27 protein-coding genes are annotated in these 24,808 nt (G+C 61.2%); all 27 read left to right on the top strand.

Annotation, left to right across the window (positions count from 1 at the left end; genetic code table 11):
- The first annotated feature begins 536 nt into the window (after positions 1 to 536).
- The 27 genes from HBO24_RS13465 to HBO24_RS13335 all read left to right on the top strand — a co-directional run bounded on the left by HBO24_RS13465 (position 537) and on the right by HBO24_RS13335 (position 24,704).
- Entirely contained in the window at positions 537 to 839 is a 303-nt protein-coding gene (locus HBO24_RS13465; RefSeq protein WP_057438807.1) for an STAS domain-containing protein, read from the top strand.
- Positions 836 to 2,548: a fused response regulator/phosphatase gene (locus tag HBO24_RS13460; RefSeq protein ID WP_170059863.1), complete on the top strand. Its 1,713-nt coding sequence runs from the start codon at positions 836 to 838 to the stop codon at positions 2,546 to 2,548. The genes HBO24_RS13465 and HBO24_RS13460 overlap by 4 nt, the downstream gene beginning before the upstream one ends.
- 30 nt (positions 2,549 to 2,578) lie before the next feature.
- Entirely contained in the window at positions 2,579 to 2,920 is a 342-nt protein-coding gene (locus HBO24_RS13455; protein WP_057438808.1) for an Hpt domain-containing protein, read from the top strand.
- 90 nt (positions 2,921 to 3,010) lie between these two features.
- Positions 3,011 to 4,318, top strand: a complete 1,308-nt coding sequence (locus HBO24_RS13450) for a flagellar hook-length control protein FliK (protein WP_170059862.1) — start codon at positions 3,011 to 3,013, stop codon at positions 4,316 to 4,318.
- A 214-nt stretch (positions 4,319 to 4,532) separates the two neighbouring features.
- The gene (gene fliL, locus HBO24_RS13445; protein ID WP_057438809.1) at positions 4,533 to 5,042 is read left to right on the top strand and encodes a flagellar basal body-associated protein FliL; all 510 of its coding nucleotides are present in this window, start codon (positions 4,533 to 4,535) and stop codon (positions 5,040 to 5,042) included.
- Between the two features lie 9 nt (positions 5,043 to 5,051).
- Positions 5,052 to 6,020 (top strand): flagellar motor switch protein FliM, encoded by a 969-nt coding sequence (gene fliM, locus HBO24_RS13440; protein ID WP_029292532.1) that lies wholly within the window; start codon positions 5,052 to 5,054, stop codon positions 6,018 to 6,020.
- 43 nt (positions 6,021 to 6,063) lie between these two features.
- Complete coding sequence (gene fliN / locus HBO24_RS13435) at positions 6,064 to 6,531, top strand: flagellar motor switch protein FliN (RefSeq protein WP_057438810.1); 468 nt, start codon at positions 6,064 to 6,066, stop codon at positions 6,529 to 6,531.
- 1 nt (position 6,532) lies between these two features.
- The gene (gene fliO / locus HBO24_RS13430) at positions 6,533 to 6,967 is read left to right on the top strand and encodes a flagellar biosynthetic protein FliO (RefSeq protein WP_057438811.1); all 435 of its coding nucleotides are present in this window, start codon (positions 6,533 to 6,535) and stop codon (positions 6,965 to 6,967) included.
- Positions 6,967 to 7,710, top strand: a complete 744-nt coding sequence (gene fliP, locus HBO24_RS13425; protein ID WP_057438812.1) for a flagellar type III secretion system pore protein FliP — start codon at positions 6,967 to 6,969, stop codon at positions 7,708 to 7,710. Before fliO ends, fliP begins: the two co-directional genes overlap by 1 nt.
- A 3-nt stretch (positions 7,711 to 7,713) precedes the next feature.
- The gene (gene fliQ, locus HBO24_RS13420; RefSeq protein ID WP_034099472.1) at positions 7,714 to 7,983 is read left to right on the top strand and encodes a flagellar biosynthesis protein FliQ; all 270 of its coding nucleotides are present in this window, start codon (positions 7,714 to 7,716) and stop codon (positions 7,981 to 7,983) included.
- A 4-nt stretch (positions 7,984 to 7,987) separates the two neighbouring features.
- Entirely contained in the window at positions 7,988 to 8,773 is a 786-nt protein-coding gene (fliR, locus tag HBO24_RS13415; protein WP_057438813.1) for a flagellar biosynthetic protein FliR, read from the top strand.
- A 3-nt stretch (positions 8,774 to 8,776) separates the two neighbouring features.
- Positions 8,777 to 9,913, top strand: coding sequence for a flagellar biosynthesis protein FlhB (gene flhB, locus HBO24_RS13410; RefSeq protein WP_115127664.1), 1,137 nt, complete (start codon positions 8,777 to 8,779; stop codon positions 9,911 to 9,913).
- A gap of 213 nt (positions 9,914 to 10,126) precedes the next feature.
- A complete protein-coding gene (locus tag HBO24_RS13405) occupies positions 10,127 to 10,330 on the top strand; it encodes a cold-shock protein (RefSeq protein ID WP_169961362.1) in 204 nt (67 codons plus the stop codon).
- A gap of 129 nt (positions 10,331 to 10,459) precedes the next feature.
- Complete coding sequence (gene flhA, locus HBO24_RS13400; RefSeq protein ID WP_169961361.1) at positions 10,460 to 12,589, top strand: flagellar biosynthesis protein FlhA; 2,130 nt, start codon at positions 10,460 to 10,462, stop codon at positions 12,587 to 12,589.
- Between the two features lie 11 nt (positions 12,590 to 12,600).
- Positions 12,601 to 13,917 (top strand): flagellar biosynthesis protein FlhF, encoded by a 1,317-nt coding sequence (gene flhF / locus HBO24_RS13395; RefSeq protein ID WP_029292553.1) that lies wholly within the window; start codon positions 12,601 to 12,603, stop codon positions 13,915 to 13,917.
- A 100-nt stretch (positions 13,918 to 14,017) separates the two neighbouring features.
- Complete coding sequence (gene fleN, locus HBO24_RS13390; protein ID WP_003192912.1) at positions 14,018 to 14,851, top strand: flagellar synthesis regulator FleN; 834 nt, start codon at positions 14,018 to 14,020, stop codon at positions 14,849 to 14,851.
- Positions 14,848 to 15,588 carry an RNA polymerase sigma factor FliA gene (gene fliA / locus HBO24_RS13385; RefSeq protein WP_029292560.1) on the top strand — a complete coding sequence of 247 codons (741 nt, stop codon included), beginning with the start codon at positions 14,848 to 14,850 and terminating at the stop codon, positions 15,586 to 15,588. Before fleN ends, fliA begins: the two co-directional genes overlap by 4 nt.
- Positions 15,589 to 15,755: 167 nt before the next feature.
- Positions 15,756 to 16,130, top strand: a complete 375-nt coding sequence (locus HBO24_RS13380) for a chemotaxis response regulator CheY (protein WP_005790040.1) — start codon at positions 15,756 to 15,758, stop codon at positions 16,128 to 16,130.
- Positions 16,131 to 16,148: 18 nt separating this feature from the next.
- Positions 16,149 to 16,937, top strand: coding sequence for a protein phosphatase CheZ (locus HBO24_RS13375; protein WP_057438816.1), 789 nt, complete (start codon positions 16,149 to 16,151; stop codon positions 16,935 to 16,937).
- Between the two features lie 12 nt (positions 16,938 to 16,949).
- On the top strand, positions 16,950 to 19,160 hold the full coding sequence (locus HBO24_RS13370) for a chemotaxis protein CheA (protein ID WP_115127667.1): 2,211 nt from the start codon (positions 16,950 to 16,952) through the stop codon (positions 19,158 to 19,160).
- 49 nt (positions 19,161 to 19,209) lie between these two features.
- Positions 19,210 to 20,331 carry a chemotaxis response regulator protein-glutamate methylesterase gene (locus HBO24_RS13365; RefSeq protein ID WP_057438818.1) on the top strand — a complete coding sequence of 374 codons (1,122 nt, stop codon included), beginning with the start codon at positions 19,210 to 19,212 and terminating at the stop codon, positions 20,329 to 20,331.
- Positions 20,331 to 21,071 (top strand): flagellar motor protein, encoded by a 741-nt coding sequence (locus HBO24_RS13360; protein ID WP_029292570.1) that lies wholly within the window; start codon positions 20,331 to 20,333, stop codon positions 21,069 to 21,071. Before HBO24_RS13365 ends, HBO24_RS13360 begins: the two co-directional genes overlap by 1 nt.
- Positions 21,072 to 21,086: 15 nt before the next feature.
- Positions 21,087 to 21,974 (top strand): flagellar motor protein MotD, encoded by an 888-nt coding sequence (motD, locus tag HBO24_RS13355; RefSeq protein ID WP_057438819.1) that lies wholly within the window; start codon positions 21,087 to 21,089, stop codon positions 21,972 to 21,974.
- 51 nt (positions 21,975 to 22,025) lie between these two features.
- On the top strand, positions 22,026 to 22,814 hold the full coding sequence (locus HBO24_RS13350) for a ParA family protein (protein WP_057438820.1): 789 nt from the start codon (positions 22,026 to 22,028) through the stop codon (positions 22,812 to 22,814).
- Between the two features lie 138 nt (positions 22,815 to 22,952).
- The gene (locus tag HBO24_RS13345) at positions 22,953 to 23,753 is read left to right on the top strand and encodes a CheW domain-containing protein (RefSeq protein ID WP_115127668.1); all 801 of its coding nucleotides are present in this window, start codon (positions 22,953 to 22,955) and stop codon (positions 23,751 to 23,753) included.
- A gap of 75 nt (positions 23,754 to 23,828) precedes the next feature.
- Positions 23,829 to 24,311: a chemotaxis protein CheW gene (locus HBO24_RS13340; protein ID WP_032859076.1), complete on the top strand. Its 483-nt coding sequence runs from the start codon at positions 23,829 to 23,831 to the stop codon at positions 24,309 to 24,311.
- Positions 24,312 to 24,704 (top strand): DUF2802 domain-containing protein, encoded by a 393-nt coding sequence (locus tag HBO24_RS13335; RefSeq protein ID WP_057438822.1) that lies wholly within the window; start codon positions 24,312 to 24,314, stop codon positions 24,702 to 24,704.
- The last annotated feature ends 104 nt before the right edge of the window (positions 24,705 to 24,808 follow it).

Below are 24,808 nucleotides of genomic sequence, written 5' to 3'. Positions count from 1 at the left end.
CGCGCACGCTTCGACGATCAGGTCGGCTGTCAGGCCGCCTCGCTTTGCTTGTGATTTTGATCTGAGGCGCCCCGTTAAACCACGCTGGCCGTCATCCGATATTGATTTGGGGGGTAACCCGGCAGGACGCCGGGTTAGCCGCGCTGGGCCATGGATGGCCCATCGCGGCGGCCCCCCAAATCAATGTCGGATGACGGGCACACCGAGCCTAGGCGAGGTGCCGAGTGGTGGGGCAGGAGCCCTTTTGGTTACTTTTGGGGCTCTTTTCCAAAAGTGACCCGCCGTAAGGGCGGAACCCTAAGCTGCCGTGACCGCAGCAATGGATATGTACACATCCCCAACAACCAAAAAAGAGCAGTTGTGTAGATACTCATGCTGCGATATCGGCGGATCCGTCGCTCATTTTTTCTGATAAACCGCTATCGCAGGCAAGCCCACACCACACAAGCTCACCGCACATTTGATTGCGTTTGTTGCCCACTCTCCGATCACCTGCTAAACCTTGTTGCACATACCCACGACAAGGAAGCAGTCGTATGTCAGTCGAGTCAGAAGTATCCCTGGATGGGAAGAAATTGACGATCGCAATCAAGGGCCGGTTCGATTTCGGCAGTCATCAATCCTTTCGTGATTCCTATGAGCGGTTCTACAAGGTTCCCGAAACCTACGTCGTGGACTTGAAAGAGGCCACTTACCTCGACAGCTCGGCCCTGGGCATGTTGCTGCTGTTGCGTGATCACGCTGGTGATGACGCGGATGTGCGCGTGATCAACAGCAACTCCGATGTGCGCAAGATCCTCGCTATCTCCAACTTCGACAAACTGTTCGACATCAGTTGAGTGCCCAGGCTCTGGACACCCTCACGGTACTGATCGCCGAGGACAGCGCTGCCGACCGGCTGCTGCTGTCGAGCATCGTGCGCCGCCAGGGGCATCGGGTGCTCAGTGCCAGTAATGGCCAGGAAGCGGTCGAGGTGTTCGCCCGTGAGCGTCCGCAACTGGTGTTGATGGATGCGCTGATGCCGGTGATGGACGGCTTCGAGGCGGCCCGGCAGATCAAGCAGTTGGCCGGCGAGGCGCTGGTGCCGATCATTTTTCTCACCTCCCTGCGTGAGAGCGAAGCCTTGGCGCGCTGCCTGGATGCCGGGGGCGATGACTTCCTGGCCAAGCCCTATAACCAGATCATCCTGGCCGCGAAGATCAACGCCATGGACCGCCTGCGTCGGTTGCAGGCCACCGTGCTTGAGCAGCGCGACCAGATCGCCCGTCACCATGACTACCTGCTGCATGAGCAACGGGTGGCCAAGGCGGTGTTCGACAAGGTCGCCCACTCTGGCTGCCTGAACGCGGCGCACAATATCCGTTACCTGCAATCGCCCTATGCGCTGTTCAATGGCGACCTGCTGCTGGCGGCCTATACGCCGTCGGGTGATATGCACGTGCTGCTGGGCGACTTCACCGGGCATGGCTTGCCGGCGGCGGTCGGCGCAATGCCTCTGGCCGAGGTGTTCTACGGCATGACCGCCAAGGGCTATGGCCTGGCGCAGACCCTGCGGGAGATGAACGCCAAGCTCAAACGCATCCTGCCGGTGGATATGTTCTGTTGTGCCACGCTGTTGTGTCTCAGTGACCAGCGGCGGGTGGTGGAGGTATGGAACGGCGGCATGCCTGATGGCTATGTGCATGAAGTGGCCACGGGGCGGCGCACGCCGCTGGTGTCGCGGCATTTACCCCTGGGCGTGCTGGCGCCCGAGGCCTTTGACGACCGCACCGAGGTCTGGCCCATGGCCTTGGGCGACCGGGTGTTCTTGCTGTCCGATGGGGTGATTGATACCGCCGATGCCAACGACCAGTTGTTTGGGGTCGAGCGCCTGCGACGGGTGTTTGCCGCCAACCGCGAGCCTGAGCAGCTGTTTTTTGAAATCGAACAGGCGCTTGCCGCATTCCGAGGGCAGGTGCGGGACGATATCAGCCTGGTCGAAATCACCCTGCTGGCCGAGCAATCGCTGTTGGCGCCCCCCCTGCAGTACACCGACAGCGGCCAGTCCTGCCCGCTGGACTGGTCGGTGAGTTTCGAGTTTCGTGCCGAGACCCTCAAGCGTTACAACCCATTGCCATACCTGTTGCAGTTACTCCTGGAAATACATGGCCTGCGCGGCCAGAGCGGAGCGCTGTACAGTGTCATGGCCGAGCTGTACTCCAATGCCCTGGAGCATGGCGTGCTGGGCCTGGACTCCCGACTCAAACGCGATGTGCAGGGCTTTGCCAGCTATTATCGCCAGCGCAATGAGCGGCTCGACCAGTTGAATAGCGGCCACGTGCGTGTGCATGTGAACGTGGTTCCAACCGAGGCGGGTGGTTGCCTGAGCCTGCGTATCGAAGACAGCGGCGCCGGGTTCGATGTCGAAACAGTCCTGGCGCGGCCGTTGGATATCGACCGTCTGTCCGGGCGCGGGCTGAACCTGGTCCGGCAACTGAGCAGCAATGTACGTTGGACAGATGGCGGGCGCAGTGTGTGCGTGGAGTTTTGCTGGGAGGCTCTGGCATAATCCGTCGATTCTTGATCAAGGAGCGAACAAGTGACGCAGATACATATGGACCCTGAAGTGTTGGTGGGTTTGCAGGAAGTGATGGAGGGTGAATACCCCCACTTGCTCGACACCTTCCTCGATGACTCGCAAAAGCGCGTTGAAGCGTTGCGCAAGGCGCGCGATGACGCCAAGGCCCTGGGGCGTATCGCCCACAGCTTCAAGGGCAGCAGCGGCAACCTCGGTGCGGTGCGCCTGGCGCTGTTGTGCCAGCGACTGGAGGCTGAGTCGGCCAAGGAAGAGGTTACCGACCTGGGCAAACTGGTCGACCAGATTGATCACGAGTTTGCGTTGGTCAAGCCGCTGTATGAGTCGGAGCGCCAGCGCTTCTAGGCTCGGCAGGCCCGCCCTGAAAATCTGGCCCGACTTTTGCTATCTATCTTCTGCCTGCGCCCTCGACCCTGCGCAGCGGAGACCTGACTTATGCCTCTAGCCCCCAACTCGCTCCTGCAAGCCGCTCCTGCGGTCAAGCCCCAGGCGTCCTCCGCGAATGCGCAGGCAACGGCCGCAGACACGCGGGCCAAAGCGCCAGGCTTTGCACAGGTGTTCGCCAAGGAGTCAAAGGCGACCCCGGCCAAGGCTGCGGATATGGCGCCCAAGCCGAGCCATGACAAGCCAGCCAGCACCAGCGCCAAGAAAGATGTTGGCAGCGACAAGCCTGCCGCTGGCACTCCAGCGGTTGCCGATAGCGGCAAGACTTTGCCTGCCGCGCCGCCCGCCAAGGCCGACGCGGCAGCCCCCAGCGATGACGACAAAGGCGCGGACAAGGATCTGGCGCAAGCCCAGCCGCCAGTGGTCGATCCGGCCTCGATCGCGGCGCTGACACCCGCTCCGGTAGCGGTCCAGGCCGCTGTAGCGGATGACGCCACCACGCCGTTGCTGGTGACCACCCCTGCGGTCGCTGAAGAGGTCGTGCCTTTCGACCCCGAAGCTGACCCACTGGACTCATTGCCAGCCGTGCGCCTGGCGATGGAGCAGGGCGGTCATGTGTCTGCCAGCAGCCAGGCAGCGCAAAAGAACCTGCCGACCCAGGCTGAACCCACCGCCGCGCAGAACTTCAGCAACGGCCTGGCGGCCATGGTTGACCAGCAGGCGGCCAAGGACAGCACTGACCAGGGTGGCGAGAAGGCTTTCAGCGGCCTGATCGAAGATGGCCTCAAGGACTTGAAGGGCGCGAGCAGTGACACCCGCGTCGATGACTTCGCCAATCGCCTGGCCGCCTTGACCCAGGCTGCCACCCCCAAGACCACCAACGTCTTGCCCCTGAATAACCAGCCGCTGGCCATGCATCAGGGTGGCTGGACCGAGGAGGTTGTTAACCGGGTCATGTACCTGTCCAGCGCCAACCTCAAATCTGCCGATATCCAATTGCAGCCGGCCGAACTGGGACGCCTGGATATCCGCGTGAATATCACTGCCGACCAGCAGGCCCAAGTGAACTTCATGAGCGGCCATGCCGCCGTGCGCGAGGCCCTGGAGAGCCAGTCCGGGCGCCTGCGGGAAATGTTCGCCCAGCAGGGCATGGGCCAGGTCGACGTGAACGTGTCCGACCAGTCCCGTGGCTGGCAGGGCCAGGGTCAGGAGCAACAGCAGAACCAGGCGCGAGGTGTCAGTGGCAGTGGCGGTCACAGCGATGGGCATGACGCAGGCCTTGCGGGCGAAGTCACTGAAGTGGCGGCACCGATAGCCCAATCCGTCATAGGCTCCAGCGCCGTGGACTACTACGCCTGACCTGAGGTCAACACCGATCAAAATGTGGGAGCGGGCTTGCTCGCGATAGCGGTATGTCAGTTACCTAGTTGCTGACTGATCTAGCGCTATCGCGAGCAAGCCCGCTCCCACATTGGTTTTGCGCTGTTGCTGAAATCCGTGACAACTCTGGCATAACACTTGCTCTTGCCTTCCCGTGGATCTATGAAACCCCGAATAGTGACGGATTATTGGCATGGCGAAGAGTGACGACGCAGCGACAGCAACAGTACCTGCAGCAGGCAAGGGCAAGCTCAAGATGATCCTGCTGATTGTCGTGGCCTTGTTATTGGCCATTGGCGTGTCGGTGGGGGCTACCTGGTACTTTATGCACAGTGCCCAGAGCAAGCCGGTACCTGTGGCCGAGACCGCCAGCAACGTCAAGCAACCGGCAATCTTCGAGCAGATGCTCCCGGCCTTTGTTGCCAACTACAACCAGAACGGTCGGCAACGCTACCTGCAGGTGAGCATTACCTTGCAGGCGCGCAACCAGGCGGACATGGATGCGCTCAAGGTGCATATGCCGGTGATCCGCAACAACCTGGTGATGCTGTTCTCCGGGCAGAGTTTCGACAGCCTGGCCACCCCCGTGGGCCAGGAAATGCTGCGCCAGAAAGTCACTGCCAGCGTGCAGGAAGTGGCCCAGAAAGAACTGGGCAAAGTCGTGGTCGAGCAGGCGCTCTTCACTAATTTCGTATTGCAGTAGGATCACGACATGGCCGTGCAAGACCTGCTGTCCCAGGATGAAATCGACGCGCTGTTGCATGGTGTCGACGATGGTCTGGTACAGACCGAAATGGCTGCCGAGCCCGGCAGCGTCAAAAGTTATGACCTGACCAGCCAGGATCGCATCGTCCGCGGACGCATGCCGACCCTGGAAATGATCAACGAACGTTTTGCCCGCTACACCCGTATCAGCATGTTCAACATGCTGCGCCGTTCGGCGGACGTGGCGGTGGGCGGCGTGCAGGTGATGAAGTTTGGCGAGTACGTGCATTCGCTGTACGTGCCCACCAGCCTCAACCTGGTCAAGATCAAGCCCCTGCGTGGCACCGCGCTGTTCATCCTCGACGCCAAGCTGGTGTTCAAGCTGGTGGACAACTTCTTCGGCGGTGACGGCCGTCACGCCAAGATCGAAGGCCGTGAATTCACGCCTACCGAGTTGCGCGTGGTGCGCATGGTGCTGGAACAGGCCTTTATCGACTTGAAGGAAGCCTGGCAGGCGATCATGGAAGTCAATTTCGAGTACATCAACTCGGAAGTGAACCCGGCCATGGCCAACATCGTCGGGCCCAGCGAAGCCATTGTGGTCTCCACTTTCCACATCGAACTCGATGGCGGCGGCGGCGACCTGCACGTGACCATGCCGTATTCGATGATCGAGCCGGTGCGCGAGATGCTCGATGCGGGCTTCCAGTCTGACCTGGACGACCAGGACGAGCGCTGGGTCAAGGCCCTGCGCGAAGACTTGCTGGACGTTGACGTACCTCTGAGCGCCACCGTAGCGCGCCGCCAGCTGCGCCTGCGGGACATTTTGCATATGCAGCCGGGGGATGTGATTCCCGTCGAACTGCCAGACGAATTGATTATGCGCGCCAATGGCGTGCCGTCGTTCAAGGTCAAGCTCGGTTCCCACAAAGGGAACCTGGCGTTGCAAGTGGTTGAGCCGATCAACCGTCGCTGATGCATCCCCTAATTGATGATTTTTGCTGCGCCGAGGACATGTAATGGCTACCGAACACGAAAACACTTCCGCCGAAGACCAGGCCCTGGCTGACGAATGGGCGGCTGCCCTGGAAGAAACCGGCGATGCCAGCCAGGACGATATCGACGCCTTGCTGGCGGCCGATGCCGCCACCCCGCCAGTGGGCAATCGCCTGCCTATGGAAGAGTTTGGCAGCGTGCCGAAGAACCATGAGCCAGTCTCGCTGGATGGGCCCAACCTGGATGTGATCCTCGATATCCCGGTATCGATCTCCATGGAAGTGGGCAGCACCGAAATCAATATCCGTAACCTGCTGCAACTCAACCAGGGGTCGGTGATCGAACTCGACCGCCTGGCCGGCGAGCCGCTGGATGTGCTGGTCAACGGCACGCTGATCGCCCATGGCGAAGTGGTGGTGGTCAACGAGAAGTTCGGCATCCGCCTGACGGACGTGATCAGCCCCAGCGAACGTATCAAGAAGCTGCGCTGAGATGAGTCGCCGGTGGTTGGGACTGTTGTGGGCGTTGCCGCTGGCCGTGATGGCGGCTGAACCGGTGGCCCAGGTCGCCGCGCCGGCCGCCGGCAGCAGCGTGACTGGGCAATTGACTCAGTTGGTGCTGGGCCTGTTGCTGGTGGTGGGGTTGATCTTTTTCCTCGCCTGGCTGTTGCGCCGGGTGCAGCGCATTGGTCCGGGCAATGCCCAGGTCATCGAACTGGTGGGATCGCGGGCCCTGGGGCCGCGTGATCGCCTGGTGCTGGTGCAGGTGGGCGAAGAGCAGATCCTGCTCGGTCTCACCCCTGGCCGGATTACCCCGTTGCACGTGCTCAAGCATCCCGTGAGCGTGGCCCAGACCGAGGCCGCCACACCGGAGTTCGCCCAGCGCCTGATGGAGCTGATGGGCAAGGACCAGAAGGATAAGAAGTAATGCGCGTTCTATTGGCGCTCATGCTGTTACTGGCAGCGCCCCTGGCGTTCGGCGCCGACCCGTTGTCGATCCCGGCGATCACCTTGGGCACCAATGCGGCCGGGGCCCAGGAGTATTCGGTCAGCCTGCAGATCCTGCTGATCATGACGGCGCTGAGTTTTATCCCGGCCTTCGTCATGCTCATGACCAGCTTCACCCGGATCATCATCGTGTTCTCGATCCTGCGCCAGGCCCTGGGCCTGCAGCAGACCCCGTCGAACCAGATCCTTACCGGCATGGCGCTGTTTCTGACGCTGTTTATCATGGCGCCGGTATTCGACAAGGTGAACCAGCAAGCCCTGCAACCCTACCTGGCGGAGAAAATGACCGCCCAGGACGCGGTGGAAAAGGCCCAGGGCCCGATCAAGGACTTTATGCTGTCCCAGACCCGCTCCAGCGACCTGGAACTGTTTGTGCGCCTGTCCAAGCGCACCGATATCGCCAGCCCGGATCAGGCGCCCTTGACCATCCTGGTACCGGCGTTCGTCACCTCGGAGCTCAAAACGGCATTCCAGATCGGCTTCATGATCTTTATTCCGTTCCTGATCATCGACCTGGTGGTGGCCAGTGTGCTGATGGCCATGGGTATGATGATGCTGTCGCCGCTGATTATCTCGTTGCCGTTCAAGATCATGCTGTTTGTACTGGTGGATGGGTGGGCGCTGATTATCGGCACCCTGGCTGGCAGTTTTGGCGGGGTTTAGCGCATGACACCTGAAGTCGCAGTCGACCTGTTCCGTGAAGCCCTGTGGCTGACCACCGTGATGGTCGCCGTGCTGGTGGTGCCCAGCCTGTTGGTGGGCCTGCTGGTGGCGATGTTCCAGGCCGCCACCCAGATCAACGAACAAACCTTGAGCTTCCTTCCGCGCCTGTTGGTGATGCTGGTCACCCTGATCGTGGCCGGCCCCTGGCTGGTGCAAAGTTTCATGGAATACATCCTGCAGTTGTACGGCAGTATTCCGCAGTTGATTGGCTGACCCGATGCAGTCCTTGCTGGCGTTGACCGACACTCAGATCAGCACCTGGGTGGCCTCGTTTATCCTGCCGATGTTTCGCGTGGGCGCCTTGTTGATGACCATGCCGGTGTTCGGGACCACCCTGGTGCCCAAGCGCATACGGCTGTTTTTCACGGTGGCGATTACCGTGGTCATCGTGCCGGTACTGCCACCGATGCCGCCGGTCAATGCCCTGGACCTCAGTGCGCTGCTGCTGATCGCCGAACAGATTCTGATCGGCGCCTTGATGGGTTTCTCCCTGACCCTGTTTTTCCAGTCCTTCGTGATTGCCGGGCAAATCGTCTCGATCCAGATGGGCATGGGCTTCGCGTCCATGGTCGACCCTACCAACGGCGTGTCGGTGGCCGTGATCGGGCAGTTCCTGACCATGCTGGTGACCCTGCTGTTTTTGGCCATGAACGGTCATCTGGTGGCCTTTGAAATCCTTACCGAGAGTTTCACCACCTTACCGGTGGGCGAGGGTTTGATCGTCAACCACTTCTGGGAAGTGGTCGGGCGCCTCAGTTGGGTGCTGGGCGCGGCGTTGCTGCTGGTGCTGCCGGCGATCACCGCGCTGCTGGTGGTCAACATCGCCTTTGGGGTGATGACCCGCGCCGCGCCGCAACTGAACATCTTCGCCATTGGTTTCCCGCTGACCCTGGTGTTGGGCATGGGGATTTTCTGGATCGGCCTGGCCGACATTCTCAATCAGTATCAACCGCTGGCCAGTGACGCCTTGCAGTTTTTACGTGATCTGGCACGGGCGCGCTGAGCCATGGCCGAGAGCGAGAGTGGTCAGGACAAAACAGAAGACCCCACGGAGAAACGAAAAAAAGACTCCAGGGAAAAGGGCGAGATCGCCCGTTCCAAAGAGCTCAACACCCTGGCGGTGATGCTCGCCGGGGCCGGTGGCCTGCTGATCTACGGCGGCGGCTTGGCCCAGGACCTGATGGAGATCATGAAGCACAATTTCTCCCTGCCCAGGGATGTGCTGCTGGACCCGCGCGCCATGGGCATCTACCTGCTGCACTCGGGGAAAATCGCGATCCTGGCCGCGCAACCGGTGCTGATCACGTTGTTGCTGGCGGCAATCATCGGGCCGATCTCCCTGGGGGGCTGGCTGTTTGCGGCCGGCAGCCTGGCGCCCAAATTCAGCCGGATGAACCCCGGGGCCGGGATCAAGCGCATGTTCTCCGCCAAGGCGTTGGTGGAGTTGCTCAAGGCCCTGGCGAAGTTCTTTATCATCCTGTTTGTGGCGCTGGTGGTGTTGAAGTCCGATATCGACGACTTGCTGCGCATCGCCCATGAACCGCTGGAGCTGGCAATCATCCACAGCGTGCAACTGGTGGGCTGGAGCTCATTGTGGATGGCGTGTGGCCTGATCCTGATTGCCGCAGTGGATGCGCCGATCCAGCTGTGGGAAAGCCACAAGAAACTGCTGATGACCAAGCAGGAAGTGCGCGACGAGCATAAGGATCAGGAAGGCAAGCCGGAAGTGAAGCAGCGGATTCGCCAACTGCAGCGCGAAATGTCCCAGCGCAAGATGATGGCCTCGGTGCCCGACGCCGACGTGGTCATCACTAACCCGACCCACTACGCCGTGGCGCTCAAGTACGACGCGGAGAAGGGCGGCGCGCCGCTGCTGCTGGCCAAGGGCAGCGACTTCACTGCCTTGAAAATCCGCGAAATCGCCCAGGCCAATGACATTCTGCTGCTGGAATCGCCGGCTCTGGCGCGTTCGATCTTCTACTCCACTGACCTCGACCACGAGATCCCGGCCGGGTTGTATCTGGCGGTGGCCCAGGTGTTGGCCTACGTGTATCAGATCCGCCAATACCGTGCCGGCAAGGGCAAACGTCCGGATCCGCTCAAGGACTTGCCGATTCCGCCGGATTTGCGTCGCGATTCCTGAGTCTTCTGCTGCCTTTTTCGGCGCCATCGCGGGCAAGCCCGGCTCCCACATTTGATCGCATTCCAATGTGGGAGCCGGGCTTGCCCGCGATGGCGTCGGAACAGATGCTTGCCGTTCGTCCAGCTCCCTCCCGACCTGTCAACTTTGACAGTAGCCAGCCCCCGTGCAGGGCGCTTTGATAGACCGGGAACATGCGGATTCGGGAGAAGGGCAATGGCAACGGGCACAGTGAAGTGGTTTACCGATTCAAAGGGCTTTGGATTCATCACGCAAGACGCCGGAGGAGAGGACCTGTTTGTGCACTTCTCGGACATTCAAAGCAGCGGCTTCAAGTCGCTGGCGGAGGGCCAGAAGGTGGAATATGAAGTTGTAGAGGGTCCGAAAGGCAAGCAGGCATCAAACGTGCGTCCACTCTGATGATCGTTCCCACGCTCCTGCGTGGGAACGATCTCGTCCCTGAAGCAAAAGTTGGAAGGCTTCTTGCAATACCGCCTTCAGGACGCCTCTCGGCGTCAAAAGTTTGCTTCAAGGTGACGAGGAATACCGGTGGATCGCTCTAATATGTTCAGCACAGCCCGTGGCACCCTGGCAGACCTCTCGCGAGGCAATCTGGGCGTGCCGCTGTTGCTGTTGGTCATGCTGGCAATGATGATGTTGCCGATGCCGCCGTTCCTGCTGGACGTGTTCTTCACCTTCAACATTGCCCTGTCCATCGTCGTGCTGCTGGTCTGCGTGTACGCCCTGCGGCCTTTGGATTTTGCGGTCTTTCCCACCATTTTGCTGGTTGCCACGCTGCTGCGCCTGGCCCTTAACGTGGCCTCTACGCGGGTGGTGATGCTGCACGGCCAGGACGGCCACGCCGCCGCCGGTAAGGTGATCCAGGCCTTCGGCGAGGTGGTGATCGGCGGCAACTATGTGGTCGGTATCGTGGTGTTCGCGATCCTGATGATCATCAACTTCGTGGTGGTGACCAAGGGTGCTGGGCGGATTTCCGAGGTGAGCGCGCGTTTTACCCTCGACGCCATGCCCGGCAAGCAAATGGCGATCGACGCCGACCTCAACGCCGGCCTGATCGACCAGAACCAGGCCAAGTCCCGTCGCTCGGAAGTGGCCCAGGAGGCCGAGTTCTACGGCTCCATGGACGGCGCCAGCAAGTTCGTGCGCGGCGACGCCATTGCCGGCCTGCTGATTCTGTTTATCAACCTGATCGGCGGCATGGCGGTCGGTATCTTCCAGCACGGCATGACCTTCGGCGATGCGGGCAAGGTGTACGCCTTGCTGACCATCGGTGACGGTTTGGTGGCGCAATTGCCATCACTGTTGTTATCTACAGCTGCGGCGATCATGGTGACCCGTGCGTCCGGCTCCGAAGACATGGGCAAGCAGATCAACCGCCAGATGTTCGCTTCGCCCAAGGCCCTGGCCGTGGCGGCCGGCATTATGGCAATCATGGGCATTGTGCCGGGCATGCCGCACTTCTCCTTCCTGACCATGGCTGCCCTGGCCGCCGGCGGGGCGTACCTGTTCTGGAAGAAGCAAAACACCATCAAGGTCCAGGCCTTGAAAGAGGTGGAGCGCCAGCAAGACCTGCTGCCATCGCCGGCCCGCGCCCAGGAAACAAAGGAGCTGGGCTGGGATGACGTGACCCCCATCGACATGATCGGCCTGGAAGTCGGCTACCGCCTGATTCCTCTGGTGGACCGCAACCAGGGCGGCCAGTTGCTGGCGCGGATCAAGGGCGTGCGCAAGAAGCTGTCCCAGGACCTGGGCTTTTTGATGCCCACCGTGCATATCCGCGACAACCTCGACCTGGCCCCCAGCGCCTACCGCCTGACGCTGATGGGCGTGACCCTGGCCGAAGCCGAGATATACCCCGACCGCGAACTGGCGATCAACCCCGGCCAGGTATTCGGCACCCTCAGCGGCATAACCGCCAAAGATCCGGCTTTTGGCCTGGACGCGGTGTGGATCGAAGTCAGCCAGCGTAGCCAGGCACAGTCCCTGGGTTACACCGTGGTCGACGCCAGCACCGTGGTCGCCACGCACCTCAACCAGATTCTGTACAAGCACTCCCACGAGCTGATTGGTCACGAAGAAGTCCAGCAACTCATGCAATTGCTGGCCAAAGCCTCGCCTAAGCTGGCTGAAGAGCTTGTGCCGGGGGTATTGTCGCTGTCGCAACTGCTCAAGGTGTTGCAAGCGCTGTTGGCCGAACAGGTGCCGGTGCGGGACATTCGCAGCATTGCCGAGGCTGTCGCCAACAATGCCGCCAAGAGTCAAGATACTGCCGCGCTGGTAGCGGCGGTGCGCGTCGGATTGTCGCGTGCAATCGTCCAAAGCATTGTAGGGCTTGACTCTGAGCTGCCTGTAATCACCTTGGAACCAAGGTTGGAACAAATATTGCTCAATAGTATCCAGAAGGCAGGGCAAGGCCAGGAAGAGGGCGTTCTGCTGGAACCAAGCATGGCTGAAAAGCTGCAGCGTTCGTTGATCGACGCCGCACAGCGCCAGGAAATGCAGGGCCAACCGGTGATTCTGCTGGTGGCAGGCCCCGTCCGAGCGATGTTGTCGCGGTTTGGACGCCTGGCAGTACCGAATTTGCACGTTTTGGCTTACCAGGAAATTCCTGACAATAAGCAAGTGACTATCGTCGCGACAGTAGGGCCCAACGGCTGAGGTAGTGGGTTATGCAAGTAAAGCGTTTTTTCGCCGCCGATATGCGTCAGGCCATGAAGCTGGTTCGTGATGAGCTGGGCGCCGACGCGGCTATTATCGGTAACCGTCGCATTGCCGGCGGTGTCGAGCTGACGGCTGCCCTGGATTACAAACCCCAGGCCCTGGCGCCGCGTGTACCGAACATGGAACTCGAAGACGAGTTGCGCAAGACCGCCTCGCGTATTGTCTCGGCCCAGGCCGAACTGAGCATGCGGGGCGACAGCGATGCGACCACTAATCGCCAATTGTTTGCCGGCCTGCCGCTGACGGCGGCCGAGCCACTGGTAGAGCCGACTTTTGTCGAACCGCCACGTCCCGCCGCGCCAGCACCGGCCGCTGCGGTTGACCAGCGCGTGTTTGACTCGATGCGTTTTGAACTCAATGGCCTGCGCGAGCTTTTGGAAGTGCAGTTGGGCTCGCTGGCCTGGAACCAGTTGCAGGGCAGCAAGCCGCAACAGGCCAACCTCTGGCGCCGCCTGCAACGCATTGGCCTGTCCGGCCCGTTGTCCCGCGACCTGCTGGAGCTGACCACCGGCATTGAAGAACCTCGCCAAGCCTGGCGCATGTTGCTGGCGCACCTGGCGCGGATGATCCAGACCCCGGAAATCGAACCCCTTGAAGAAGGTGGCGTGATTGCCATGGTCGGCCCTGCCGGCATGGGCAAGACCACCACCCTGGCCAAGCTGGCCGCCCGTTATGTTCTCAAGTACGGCGCCCACAACATTGCCCTGGTGAGCATGGACAGCTACCGCATCGGCGCGCAGGAACAGCTCAAGACCCTGGGCCGGATCCTCAATGTGCCGGTGACCCATGTCGACCCGGGCCAGTCCCTGGCCAACGCCCTCGACCCACTGCTGCGCAAGCGCGTGGTGCTGATTGATACCGCCGGCCTGCAAGCCAGCGACCCGGCATTGCGCATGCAACTGGAAAGCCTGGCCGGGCGCGGGATCAAGTCGAAAAATTACCTGGTACTTGCAACCACCAGCCAAAAACAGGTTCTGACTGCTGCGTACCACAGCTACAAGCGTTGCGGGCTGGCCGGTTGCATCCTGACTAAGCTGGATGAAACCGCAAGCCTGGGCGAAGTGTTGAGCCTTGCCATCAGCCATGAATTACCGGTCGCCTACCTGACCGACGGGCCGCGGATCCCGGATGACTTACATCTGCCGCGCCGTCATCAGTTGGTCAGCCGTGCGGTCAGTGTGCAAATGCAGGATGAACCCAGTGAAGAGGCGATGGCGGATATGTTCGCCGACCTCTATCACAACCCAGCCAAACGGGTCGGCTGAAAGGCAACATGAACACAGTGCAATGTACCTACATTGATGGTCTGCTACCGCGGCCACCCTATGTAGCCTGCGGCTAAGCAAGACAAGGTAAAGAAAGAACATGGGCAGCATGCATCCCGTACAGGTGATCGCGGTGACCGGCGGCAAAGGTGGCGTCGGGAAAACTAACGTGTCAGTGAATTTGTCCCTGGCCCTGGCAGAGCTTGGCCGCCGCGTCATGCTGCTGGATGCCGACCTGGGCCTGGCGAACGTTGACGTTCTGCTGGGACTGACGCCCAAACATACCCTGGCCGATGTCATTGAGGGCCGCTGTGAGCTGCGCGATGTGCTGTTGCAGGGGCCTGGGGGGATTCGTATCGTCCCGGCCGCCTCCGGCACCCAGAGCATGGTGCATCTGAGCCCGGCGCAGCATGCCGGCCTGATCCAGGCCTTCAGTGATATCGGCGACAACCTCGACGTGCTGGTGATCGACACCGCCGCCGGGATTGGCGAGTCCGTGGTCAGCTTCGTGCGCGCTGCGCAGGAAGTGTTGCTGGTGGTCTGCGACGAGCCCACCTCGATCACCGACGCCTACGCCCTGATCAAACTGCTCAACCGCGACTACGGCATGAACCGCTTCCGCGTGCTGGCCAACATGGCCCAGAGCCCGCAAGAAGGGCGCAACCTGTTCGCCAAGTTGACCAAGGTCACGGATCGCTTCCTCGATGTCGCCTTACAATACGTCGGCGCAGTTCCCTATGACGAGTGTGTGCGCAAGGCTGTGCAAAAGCAGCGTGCAGTCTATGAAGCGTTCCCTCGTTCGAAATGCGCGTTGGCGTTCAAGGCAATTGCTCAGAAGGTCGATACCTGGCCACTGCCCGCCAATCCCCGGGGGCATCTGGAGTTTTTCGTCGAGCGATTGGTGCATCAGACGAGTGCAGGACCGGTGCTATGACAGCCAGCGGCTACAACCTTTACAAAAAGTCGGCGCGTGACAGCCAGGGCGAATTGATCGAGCGCTATGCGCCCCTGGTCAAGCGCATTGCCTACCACCTGCTGGCACGCCTGCCCGCCAGTGTCCAGGTCGAAGACCTGATCCAGGCGGGCATGATCGGCCTGCTCGAAGTGTCGACCAAGTACGACGCGAGCAAGGGTGCGAGTTTCGAGACGTATGCGGGTATCCGTATCCGTGGCGCGATGCTCGATGAGGTGCGTAAAGGTGATTGGGCGCCGCGTTCGGTCCACCGCAATACCCGGATGGTGAGTGACGCAATTCGCTCAATTGAAGCAAAAACCGGTCGCGACGCTAAAGATCACGAAGTTGCGGCCGAACTCCAATTGAGTCTCGACGATTACTACGGGATTTTGAACGATACCTTGGGCAGCCGCCTGTTCAGTTTCGACGACCTGCTACAGGACGGCGAACATGAAGGGTTGCACGAGGATGGCGCGAGTGCTCACCAGGAGCCTTCACGCGACCTGGAAGATGAACGCTTCCAGGGCGCCCTGGCAGAGGCGATTGCCAATCTGCCGGAACGTGAGCGGCTGGTGTTGGCGCTGTACTACGACGAAGAGCTGAACCTCAAGGAAATCGGTGAGGTCCTGGGGGTCAGCGAATCACGGGTCAGCCAGCTTCATAGCCAATGCGCGGCCCGCTTGCGGGGGCGTTTGGGAGAGTGGCGAGCGCGCTGACAGGCAGTGTGGGGACACTGCGAACGATAACCGCCAGGGCGCAAGCCCGGCGGGAGCGGCCCGTAATGTGCCCAGCAGTCCTTTTTGTGTAATGCCTGTTGAATGATATGGCGCGCCCAGGTGCTGGACGCGTTTAAGACTGCTTGGAGGTCGAATTGGACAAGAACATGAAAATCCTCATCGTTGATGACTTCTCAACGATGCGGCGGATCATAAAAAACCTGTTGCGTGACCTTGGGTTCACTAACACGGTCGAGGCGGATGACGGCATTACGGCGATTCCGATCCTCAACAGCGGGAGCATCGACTTTCTGGTAACTGACTGGAACATGCCTGGCATGACCGGCATTGATCTACTGCGCCACGTGCGCGCTGATGAAAAGCTGCGCAGCCTGCCTGTGCTGATGGTGACCGCTGAAGCCAAGCGTGAACAGATCATCGAAGCCGCCCAGGCCGGGGTCAACGGCTACGTGGTCAAGCCATTCACTGCACTGGCCTTGAAAGAGAAGATTGAAAAAATCTTCGAACGCATCGGTCATTGATGCTGCCACGGGGGAGCTATGGAGCATAAAGAATCATCGCAGGCCGACTTTGAGTCGACCCTGAAAAAACATGCTCACCAACTCGTCGAAAGCCTGGAAAAAGGCCAGTTCGGCGACGCAGTGCAGTTGATCCATGAGCTCAACCAGACCCGCGACCGCGGCCTGTACCAGGAAGTGGGCAAGCTCACCCGTGAGTTGCACAGTGCGATCGTCAATTTCCAGATCGACCCGCACATGCCCCAGGCCGAGGAAATCTCGCAGATCACTGATGCCACCGAACGCCTGTCCTATGTGGTCAGGCTGACTGAGGCGGCAGCCAATCGCACCATGGACCTGGTGGAAAACGCCACGCCTCTGGTGAACGGCATGGCCAACGAGGCCAAGGCGTTGAGCACCGACTGGGGCCGCTTCATGCGGCGCGAAGTGGGCGCTGAAGAATTTCGTGACCTGGCGCGTCGGGTCGAAGGCTTCCTGTCACGCAGCGAGCAGGAAAACCGTACGGTTTCCAGCAACCTCAATGACATTCTGCTGGCCCAGGATTACCAGGACCTTACCGGTCAGGTGATCAAGCGCGTGACCCTGCTGGTCACCGAAGTGGAAAGCAACCTGCTCAAACTGGTGCTGATGGCTGGCCAGGTCGACCGTTTTGCCGGCATCGAACACGACCGCGAAGCGATCCTCTCGGAAAAAGATCCACAAAAACACCTCGCCAAGGGTGAAGGTCCGCAGATTCATGCCGATAAACGTGAAGACGTTATGTCAGGTCAAGATGACGTAGACGATTTGCTGTCCAGTTTAGGCTTCTAAGGAGCACGCAATATGAGCTTCGGCGCCGATGAAGAAATCCTTCAGGATTTCCTTGTAGAGGCCGGCGAAATTCTAGAGCAGTTGTCCGAGCAACTGGTCGAGCTGGAAAGCCGACCGGATGATGCGAACCTGCTCAATGCAATTTTTCGCGGTTTTCACACTGTAAAAGGGGGCGCCGGCTTCCTCCAGCTCCATGAGCTGGTGGAGTGCTGCCACATCGCCGAAAACGTGTTCGACATCCTGCGCAAGGGTGAGCGGCACGTTGATTCGGAATTGATGGACGTGATCCTCGAAGCCCTGGACGCGGTCAACGGCATGTTCAATGAAGTGCGCGAACGCGCACCGATTACGGCTGCCACCCCGGAACTGCTGGCCGCCCTGGCGCGCCTGGCAGAGCCTGGCGCGGTAGCTGCCGCCCCGGTGGTTGAGGCGGCGCCTGAGCCAGTGGCCGAACCCGACGTCACTGACAGCGAGTTCGAGCAACTGCTGGACTCCCTCAATGCGGTCAAGGCCGAGGCAGAAGCCCCGGCCGCAGCTGCGCCGCCGATGGTGCCGACCACCGAAGACATCACCGACGCCGAGTTCGAGTCATTGCTCGACCAGTTGCACGGCAAGGGCCAGTTCGCCCCGGACGCCGTGGCAGCCGCACCGACGCCGGTGGAGCCTGCTGCGCCAGCGGCCAGCACCGATATCACCGACGACGAATTTGAAGCACTGCTGGATCAGTTGCATGGCAAGGGCTCGTTTGCTGCCGAGGCGTTGCCGGCAGTCGCTGCGGCGGCTGCGGCTGCACCGGCTGCGGCGCCGGCTGCCGCTCCGGCGGCGGATGGCCTGATCAGCGATCACGAATTCGAATCCCTGCTGGATGAGTTGCACGGCAAGGGCAAGTTTTCCGAGGTGGCACCTGCCGCCGCAGCCGCCGCGACCGCCACCGCAGCGGTGGCCAAGCCGGCACCCGTTGCTGCCAAAGCCGCAGCACCGGCTCCCGCCCGTGCCGCCGCCCCGGCGCCAGCCCGCGCTCCGGCACCTGCCGACAAAGCCCCGGCCAGTGAAGCCGAAACCACCGTGCGGGTCGATACCGCGCGCCTGGACGACATCATGAACATGGTCGGCGAACTGGTGCTGGTGCGTAACCGCCTGGTACGCCTGGGCTTGAGCAGTGGCGACGAAGCCATGCAAAAGGCCGTGTCGAACCTCGACGTGGTCACTGCCGACCTGCAGACCGCGGTGATGAAGACGCGCATGCAGCCGATCAAGAAAGTCTTCGGGCGCTTCCCGCGCCTGGTGCGTGACTTGGCCCGGCAGTTGAAAAAAGAGATCGCCCTGGAACTGGTGGGTGAAGAGACCGACCTCGACAAAAACCTTGTCGAGGCCCTGGCCGACCCGCTGGTCCACTTGGTGCGCAACGCGGTCGACCACGGTGTGGAAACTCCGGAAGAGCGCGAAGCCAGTGGCAAGCCGCGCCTGGGCAAAGTGATCCTGGCGGCCGAACAGGAAGGCGACCATATCCTGCTGTCGATCACCGATGACGGCAAAGGCATGGACTCCAATATCCTGCGCGGCATCGCGGTCAAACGCGGCGTCATGGACAAGGACGCCGCCGACCGCCTGACCGATACCGAGTGCTACAACCTGATTTTCGCCCCGGGCTTCTCGACCAAGACCGAGATTTCCGATGTGTCCGGCCGTGGCGTGGGCATGGACGTGGTGAAGACCAAGATCAGCCAGCTCAATGGCTCGATCAATATTTACTCGACCAAGGGCCAAGGTTCGAAGATCGTCATCAAGGTGCCGTTGACCCTGGCGATCATGCCGACCCTGATGGTGATGCTGGGCAACCAGGCGTTCGCCTTCCCGCTGGTCAACGTCAACGAAATCTTCCACCTCGACCTGTCGCGCACCAACGTGGTCGACGGCCAGGAAGTGGTGATTGTGCGGGACAAGGCCCTGCCTCTGTTCTACCTCAAGCGTTGGCTGGTGGCGTCTGCCGCTCATGAAGAGCAGCGCGAAGGCCACGTGGTGATCCTGTCCGTGGGCACCCAGCGTATCGGCTTTGTCGTCGATCAACTGGTTGGCCAGGAAGAAGTAGTCATCAAGCCATTGGGCAAGATGCTGCAAGGAACGCCAGGCATGTCGGGTGCGACCATTACCGGTGACGGTCGGATCGCGCTGATTCTCGATGTTCCGAGCATGCTCAAGCGTTACGCCGCACGGCGTATTTGATTCGGCCCGGGCAGGGCGGTTGTCCCTCGCCCGGCCTAACGGAGTGGTTATGGTAGTCAAGGTTCTGGTGGTGGACGATTCGGGTTTCTTCCGCCGCCGCGTCTCGGAAATTCTTTCAGCGGATTCCAACATCCAGGTGGTCGGTACGGCCACCAATGGCAAAGAGGCGATTGATCAGGCCCTGGCATTGAAGCCGGACGTGATCACCATGGACTACGAGATGCCGATGATGGATGGCATCACCGCCGTGCGCCACATCATGCAGCGTTGCCCGACCCCGGTCTTGATGTTCTCGTCGCTGACCCACGAAGGCGCCCGGGTGACCCTCGACGCGCTGGACGCTGGCGCCGTGGACTTTCTGCCGAAGAATTTCGAAGACATCTCGCGCAACCCGGAAAAGGTCAAGCAGATGCTCTGCGAGAAGGTGCACAGCATCTCGCGCAGCAACCGCAGCAGCTTCCGCGCGCCGGTGGCTCCCGCCCCGGTACCGGCGCCGGCACCGACCAGCAGCAGTTTCGGGCGCCCGGCTCCTGCCCCGGTGGCACGGCCTGCCGTGGCCCCGACGCGTGCGCCGGCGCCCAGTGCCTCGTCGCCCGCGCCCAAGCGCAAGGCCTACAAGCTGGTGGCCATTGGCACGTCCACTGGCGGCCCGGTGGCCTTGCAGCGCGTCTTGACCCAGTTGCCGGCCAACTTCCCTGCGCCCATCGTGTTGATCCAGCATATGCCCGCCGCGTTCACCAAGGCCTTTGCCGAGCGCCTGGACAAGCTGTGCCGCATCAGCGTCAAGGAAGCCGAAGACGGCGACATCCTGCGCCCAGGCCTGGCGTTGCTGGCCCCCGGTGGTAAGCAAATGATGGTCGACGGTCGCGGCGCGGTGAAAATCCTGCCGGGTGACGAGCGCCTGAACTACAAGCCGTGCGTGGATATCACCTTCGGTTCGGCGGCCAAGTCCTACGGTGACAAAGTTCTGGCGGTGGTCCTCACCGGCATGGGCGCCGACGGTCGTGAAGGCGCGCGCCTGCTCAAGCAGGGCGGTAGCTCGATCTGGGCCCAGGACGAAGCCAGTTGCGTGATCTATGGCATGCCCATGGCTATCGTCAAGGCCGACCTGGCCGACGCGGTCTACAGCCTGGATGACATCGGCAAGCACCTGGTGGAGGCCTGTCACTGATGGATGTGTTGAGCCTGGTTGGGATCCTTCTGGCGTTTGTCGCCATTATCGGTGGCAACTACCTGGAAGGCGGCCATCTTGGTGCGCTGGCCAACGGTCCGGCGGCGCTGATCGTGATCGGCGGCACCGTCGGCGCGGCGCTGTTGCAGTCGCCCCTGAGCTCATTCAAGCGGGCGATGCAGATCCTGGTGTGGATCATTTTCCCGCCACGTGTGGACCTGGCCGGTGGTATCGACCGCGTGGTCAACTGGAGCCTCACCGCGCGCAAGGAGGGCCTGCTGGGCCTGGAAGGCGTGGCCGATGCCGAACCCGACAGCTACGCACGCAAAGGCCTGCAACTGCTGGTGGACGGCGCCGAGCCGGAAGCCATCCGCAGCATCCTCGAAGTGGACTTCTACACCCAGGAAAGCCGCGATATCAACGCGGCCAAAGTCTTTGAAAGCATGGGCGGCTACGCGCCGACCATCGGCATCATCGGTGCGGTGATGGGCTTGATCCACGTGATGGGCAACCTGGCCGACCCCTCGCAACTGGGCAGCGGCATTGCCGTGGCGTTCGTCGCCACCATCTATGGCGTGGCCAGTGCCAACCTGCTGCTGCTGCCGATTGCCAGCAAGCTCAAATCCATTGCCATGCGCCAGTCCCGTTACCGGGAAATGCTGCTGGAGGGCATCCTGTCGATTGCCGAGGGTGAGAACCCACGCTCCATTGAATTGAAGCTTCAGGGCTTCATGGATTGATGGGGGGTATTGCCTGTGAGCCGTCGCCGCCGCGAGCCTGAAGAGCACGTCAATCATGAACGCTGGCTGGTGTCCTACGCCGACTTCATCACCTTGCTGTTCGCCTTTTTTGTGGTGATGTACTCCATTTCCTCGATCAACGAAGGCAAGTACAAGGTTATCTCCGAAGCGCTGGTAGGCGTATTTACCGATTCGGACCGGGCCCTCAAACCGATTCCCATTGGCGACGAACGGCCCAAGACCACCACCCCGGCCAAACCCCTGGTCAAGGACAGCGACGAGACTGACGCCGGCATCAGTGGCGGCAGCGACCCGCTCAAGAGCATCGCCGACGATATCAGCGCGGCGTTTGGCGACCTGATCAGCTCCAACCAGATGACCATTCGTGGCAATGAGTTGTGGGTGGAGATCGAGCTTAACTCCAGCCTGCTGTTCGCCAGCGCCGATGCCATCCCCAGCGACATAGCCTTCAGCATCATCGACAAGGTGGCGGCCATCCTCAAACCCTTCGACAACCCGATCCACGTCGAAGGCTTTACCGATGACCAGCCGATCCATACCGCGCAATTTCCCACCAACTGGGAACTGTCGTCGGCGCGCTCGGCGAGCATCGTGCGCATGCTGGCGATGCAGGGTGTGAACCCCGGGCGCCTGGCGTCGGTGGGGTACGGCGAATTCCAGCCGGTGGCCAATAATGCGACGGCCGAAGGTCGCGCGCGCAACCGGCGGGTAGTGTTGGTGGTGTCGCGCAACCTCGATGTGCGGCGCAGCCTGACTGCCACCGGTGCGGCCAATGCACAACCTGATGCTGCAATGAAGCGGGCTGGCACACAAACTGCACCGACGCCCGTAAAGCCGCCGGTTCGTGAGAGTGCCGTCAATTCTCTGTCACCGGCTCTATAACCTCGTGCTATTTCTCGGTCGAGCCAGTGCCTGCCGGGAGGAACAATCCGAATGAGAGTCTGGGCAGTTGCCAATCAAAAAGGTGGGGTCGGCAAGACCACCACCTCCATCGCCTTAGCCGGCCTGCTGGCCGAGGCGGGCAAGCGTGTGGTCATTGTCGACCTGGATCCCCATGGCTCGATGACCAGCTATTTCGGCTACGACCCCGATGCCCTGGAACACAGCTGCTTTGACCTGTTCCTGCACAAGGGCAGCGTCCCCGCAGGCTTGCCCGGGCAACTGCTGCTGCCCACCAGCAACGAGAAGATTTCACTGTTGCCCTCCAGCACCGCCCTGGCCACCCTCGAGCGCCAGTCGCCGGGGCAGAGCGGCCTGGGCCTGGTGATCGCCAAGAGCCTGGCGCAACTGTGGCAGGACTTCGACTACGCCATCATCGACAGCCCGCCATTGCTCGGCGTACTGATGGTCAATGCCCTGGCGGCCAGCCAGCAGTTGGTGATCCCGGTGCAGACCGAGCACTTGGCGGTCAAAGGCCTGGAGCGCATGGTCAATACCCTGGCGATGATCAACCGTTCGCGCAAACAGGCGTTGCCGTTCAGCATCGTGCCGACCCTGTTCGACCGTCGCACCCAGGCCTCCCTCGGCACCCTGCGCGTACTGCGCGATGCTTACCCCGAGACCATCTGGCAAGGCTATATCCCGGTGGACACGCGCTTGCGTGACGCCAGCCGCGCCGGCCTCGCGCCCTCGCAATTCGATGGCAAAAGCCGTGGCGTGCTGGCGTATCGCGCCCTGCTCAAGCATCTGCTGGCCCAGCAACTTGTGGCGCAGGTGGCGTGAAATGAACAACCCTGTAGGAGCGAATCTTGCCCGCGATGGGTTTTGCCTGATGTCACGGACTTTTGATTCAAGTCCGAGCGCGGGCAGGCCGATAACCTTTGAATACACGGTTAACGGTGCGTGCGCGTGGGCATACAGATGAATCGTCCTGTCGATATCAAGACCCGGCCGCAACTGGCGCTGCAGTCCTACCTGGACGCACTGCTGCAGGATGCGACCGAGGAAGTGCTGCCCGAGCCGATCCTGGTGCTGGATGAAGTGCTGGCGGTGCCTGTGGTCGAGGCTGAGGCCAGTCTGGATGAGTTTCAACTGGCGGTCCTCGAAGAGCAGGCCCGTGATGCGTTGGTGGTGCCTGTCGCCGTCGCGGTCGTGGAAACGCCTGCACCTCTGGTGCTGGTGCCGCCGGTGGCCGAGGTGCATCGACCGCCGAGCATTACGCCGCCACCGGTGGAAACCGATGGTCGGCCAGCGTGGGCTGCCGAGTCGTTCGAATGCCTGCTGTTCGATGTGGCCGGGTTGACCCTGGCGGTGCCGCTGGTGTGCCTGGGGTCGATTTACTCCCTGGAAGGCCAGGAATTGACGCCGTTGTTTGGCCAGCCGGAGTGGTTCCTCGGGATCCTGCCGAGCCAGGCCGGCAACCTCAAGGTGCTGGATACTGCGCGCTGGGTGATGCCCGACCGCTATCGCGACGATTTCCGCCAGGGCCTGCAATACGTGATCTCGGTGCAGGGCTACGAATGGGGGCTGGCGGTGCATCAGGTCAGCCGTTCGCTGCGCCTGGACCCCAATGAAATCAAATGGCGCAGCCACCGTGGCCAGCGGCCATGGCTGGCGGGCACCGTGATCGAACATATGTGCGCGCTGCTGGATGTCGCCGAATTGGCGGAGCTGATAGCCAGCGGCGCGGTAAAAGATCTGCCAGGTAACAAACGTACTTGATAAGAGGCGCAGTACCACGGTGCTGCCAAAGAAGAACACACGCCGTTATCAACGGTATTTGAAGGGGTCAGGGGTATGAATAAGTCAGCGTCCGCACAGGGTTTGGATGATCCGATTCTGCAATGGGTAACCTTCAAGCTGGACAACGAGTCTTACGGCATCAACGTGATGCGCGTGCAGGAAGTGCTGCGCTACACCGAAATCGCGCCAGTGCCGGGTGCGCCGAGCTACGTGCTGGGCATCATCAACCTGCGCGGCAACGTGGTGACCGTGATCGACACGCGCCAGCGTTTTGGGCTGATGCCGACTGAAGTCAACGACAACACGCGTATCGTCATCATCGAAGCCGACAAGCAAGTGGTCGGGATCATGGTCGACAGCGTGGCCGAAGTGGTTTACCTGCGCCAATCGGAAGTCGAGACCGCGCCGAACGTCGGCAACGAAGAATCGGCCAAGTTTATCCAGGGTGTGTGCAACAAGAACGGCGAGCTGCTGATCCTGGTTGAGCTGGACAAGATGATGAGCGAAGAAGAGTGGTCGGACCTGGAGAACATCTGATTGATGCTTGAGGTAGCGGTAATCGTCCTGGCCCTGCTGTGGGTCGGGACTGTAGTGGTATTGCTGCGCCATATGCGCCAGCAACGTGAATTGGCCTTGCAACAGGCCGAGCGCGACGCCGTGCGTGACCAGCGCCTGCGCGAGATGGCCAAGCGCGTGGACAACTACCAGCAAAGCGCCGTGCGGGTAGGGGAGGACGTGCACGAACTGCGCGCCATCCTCGCCCCGTTGCCCGACAAACTGTCGGCACTGGAACAGCGCGACCCGGCCAACCTGTCTTTTGCCCAGGCGGCAAAACTGGTGGGCATGGGCGCTACGGTGGACGAACTGACCCAATCCTGCGGCCTGACCCAGGCCGAGGCACAGTTGATGAGCAAGTTGCACAAAAGCTGACACTGTACTGATTCAAATGTGGGAGCAGGCAAGCAGCTCCCACACTTGTTTTTTACCGCCCCCACTTCCAGCACCCGCCGCAGTTCCAATGTGGGAGCGGGCTT

This window comes from Pseudomonas sp. WS 5410, from assembly GCF_012985645.1.
GTDB classification, from domain to species: Bacteria; Pseudomonadota; Gammaproteobacteria; order Pseudomonadales; family Pseudomonadaceae; genus Aquipseudomonas; species Aquipseudomonas shahriarae.
Note: the sequence above shows the minus strand (reverse complement) of the source record. Positions and strands in the feature narration are given on the sequence as shown.

Coding starts and splice junctions, on each gene's coding strand:
- HBO24_RS13465 (WP_057438807.1), top strand. CDS start 537: ATGTCAGTCGAGTCAGAAGTATCCCTGGATGGGAAGAAATTGACGATC.
- HBO24_RS13450 (WP_170059862.1), top strand. CDS start 3,011: ATGCCTCTAGCCCCCAACTCGCTCCTGCAAGCCGCTCCTGCGGTCAAG.
- fliL (WP_057438809.1), top strand. CDS start 4,533: ATGGCGAAGAGTGACGACGCAGCGACAGCAACAGTACCTGCAGCAGGC.
- fliM (WP_029292532.1), top strand. CDS start 5,052: ATGGCCGTGCAAGACCTGCTGTCCCAGGATGAAATCGACGCGCTGTTG.
- fliN (WP_057438810.1), top strand. CDS start 6,064: ATGGCTACCGAACACGAAAACACTTCCGCCGAAGACCAGGCCCTGGCT.
- fliO (WP_057438811.1), top strand. CDS start 6,533: ATGAGTCGCCGGTGGTTGGGACTGTTGTGGGCGTTGCCGCTGGCCGTG.
- fliP (WP_057438812.1), top strand. CDS start 6,967: ATGCGCGTTCTATTGGCGCTCATGCTGTTACTGGCAGCGCCCCTGGCG.
- fliQ (WP_034099472.1), top strand. CDS start 7,714: ATGACACCTGAAGTCGCAGTCGACCTGTTCCGTGAAGCCCTGTGGCTG.
- fliR (WP_057438813.1), top strand. CDS start 7,988: ATGCAGTCCTTGCTGGCGTTGACCGACACTCAGATCAGCACCTGGGTG.
- flhB (WP_115127664.1), top strand. CDS start 8,777: ATGGCCGAGAGCGAGAGTGGTCAGGACAAAACAGAAGACCCCACGGAG.
- HBO24_RS13405 (WP_169961362.1), top strand. CDS start 10,127: ATGGCAACGGGCACAGTGAAGTGGTTTACCGATTCAAAGGGCTTTGGA.
- flhF (WP_029292553.1), top strand. CDS start 12,601: ATGCAAGTAAAGCGTTTTTTCGCCGCCGATATGCGTCAGGCCATGAAG.
- fleN (WP_003192912.1), top strand. CDS start 14,018: ATGGGCAGCATGCATCCCGTACAGGTGATCGCGGTGACCGGCGGCAAA.
- fliA (WP_029292560.1), top strand. CDS start 14,848: ATGACAGCCAGCGGCTACAACCTTTACAAAAAGTCGGCGCGTGACAGC.
- HBO24_RS13380 (WP_005790040.1), top strand. CDS start 15,756: ATGAAAATCCTCATCGTTGATGACTTCTCAACGATGCGGCGGATCATA.
- HBO24_RS13375 (WP_057438816.1), top strand. CDS start 16,149: ATGGAGCATAAAGAATCATCGCAGGCCGACTTTGAGTCGACCCTGAAA.
- HBO24_RS13370 (WP_115127667.1), top strand. CDS start 16,950: ATGAGCTTCGGCGCCGATGAAGAAATCCTTCAGGATTTCCTTGTAGAG.
- HBO24_RS13365 (WP_057438818.1), top strand. CDS start 19,210: ATGGTAGTCAAGGTTCTGGTGGTGGACGATTCGGGTTTCTTCCGCCGC.
- HBO24_RS13360 (WP_029292570.1), top strand. CDS start 20,331: ATGGATGTGTTGAGCCTGGTTGGGATCCTTCTGGCGTTTGTCGCCATT.
- HBO24_RS13350 (WP_057438820.1), top strand. CDS start 22,026: ATGAGAGTCTGGGCAGTTGCCAATCAAAAAGGTGGGGTCGGCAAGACC.
- HBO24_RS13345 (WP_115127668.1), top strand. CDS start 22,953: ATGAATCGTCCTGTCGATATCAAGACCCGGCCGCAACTGGCGCTGCAG.
- HBO24_RS13340 (WP_032859076.1), top strand. CDS start 23,829: ATGAATAAGTCAGCGTCCGCACAGGGTTTGGATGATCCGATTCTGCAA.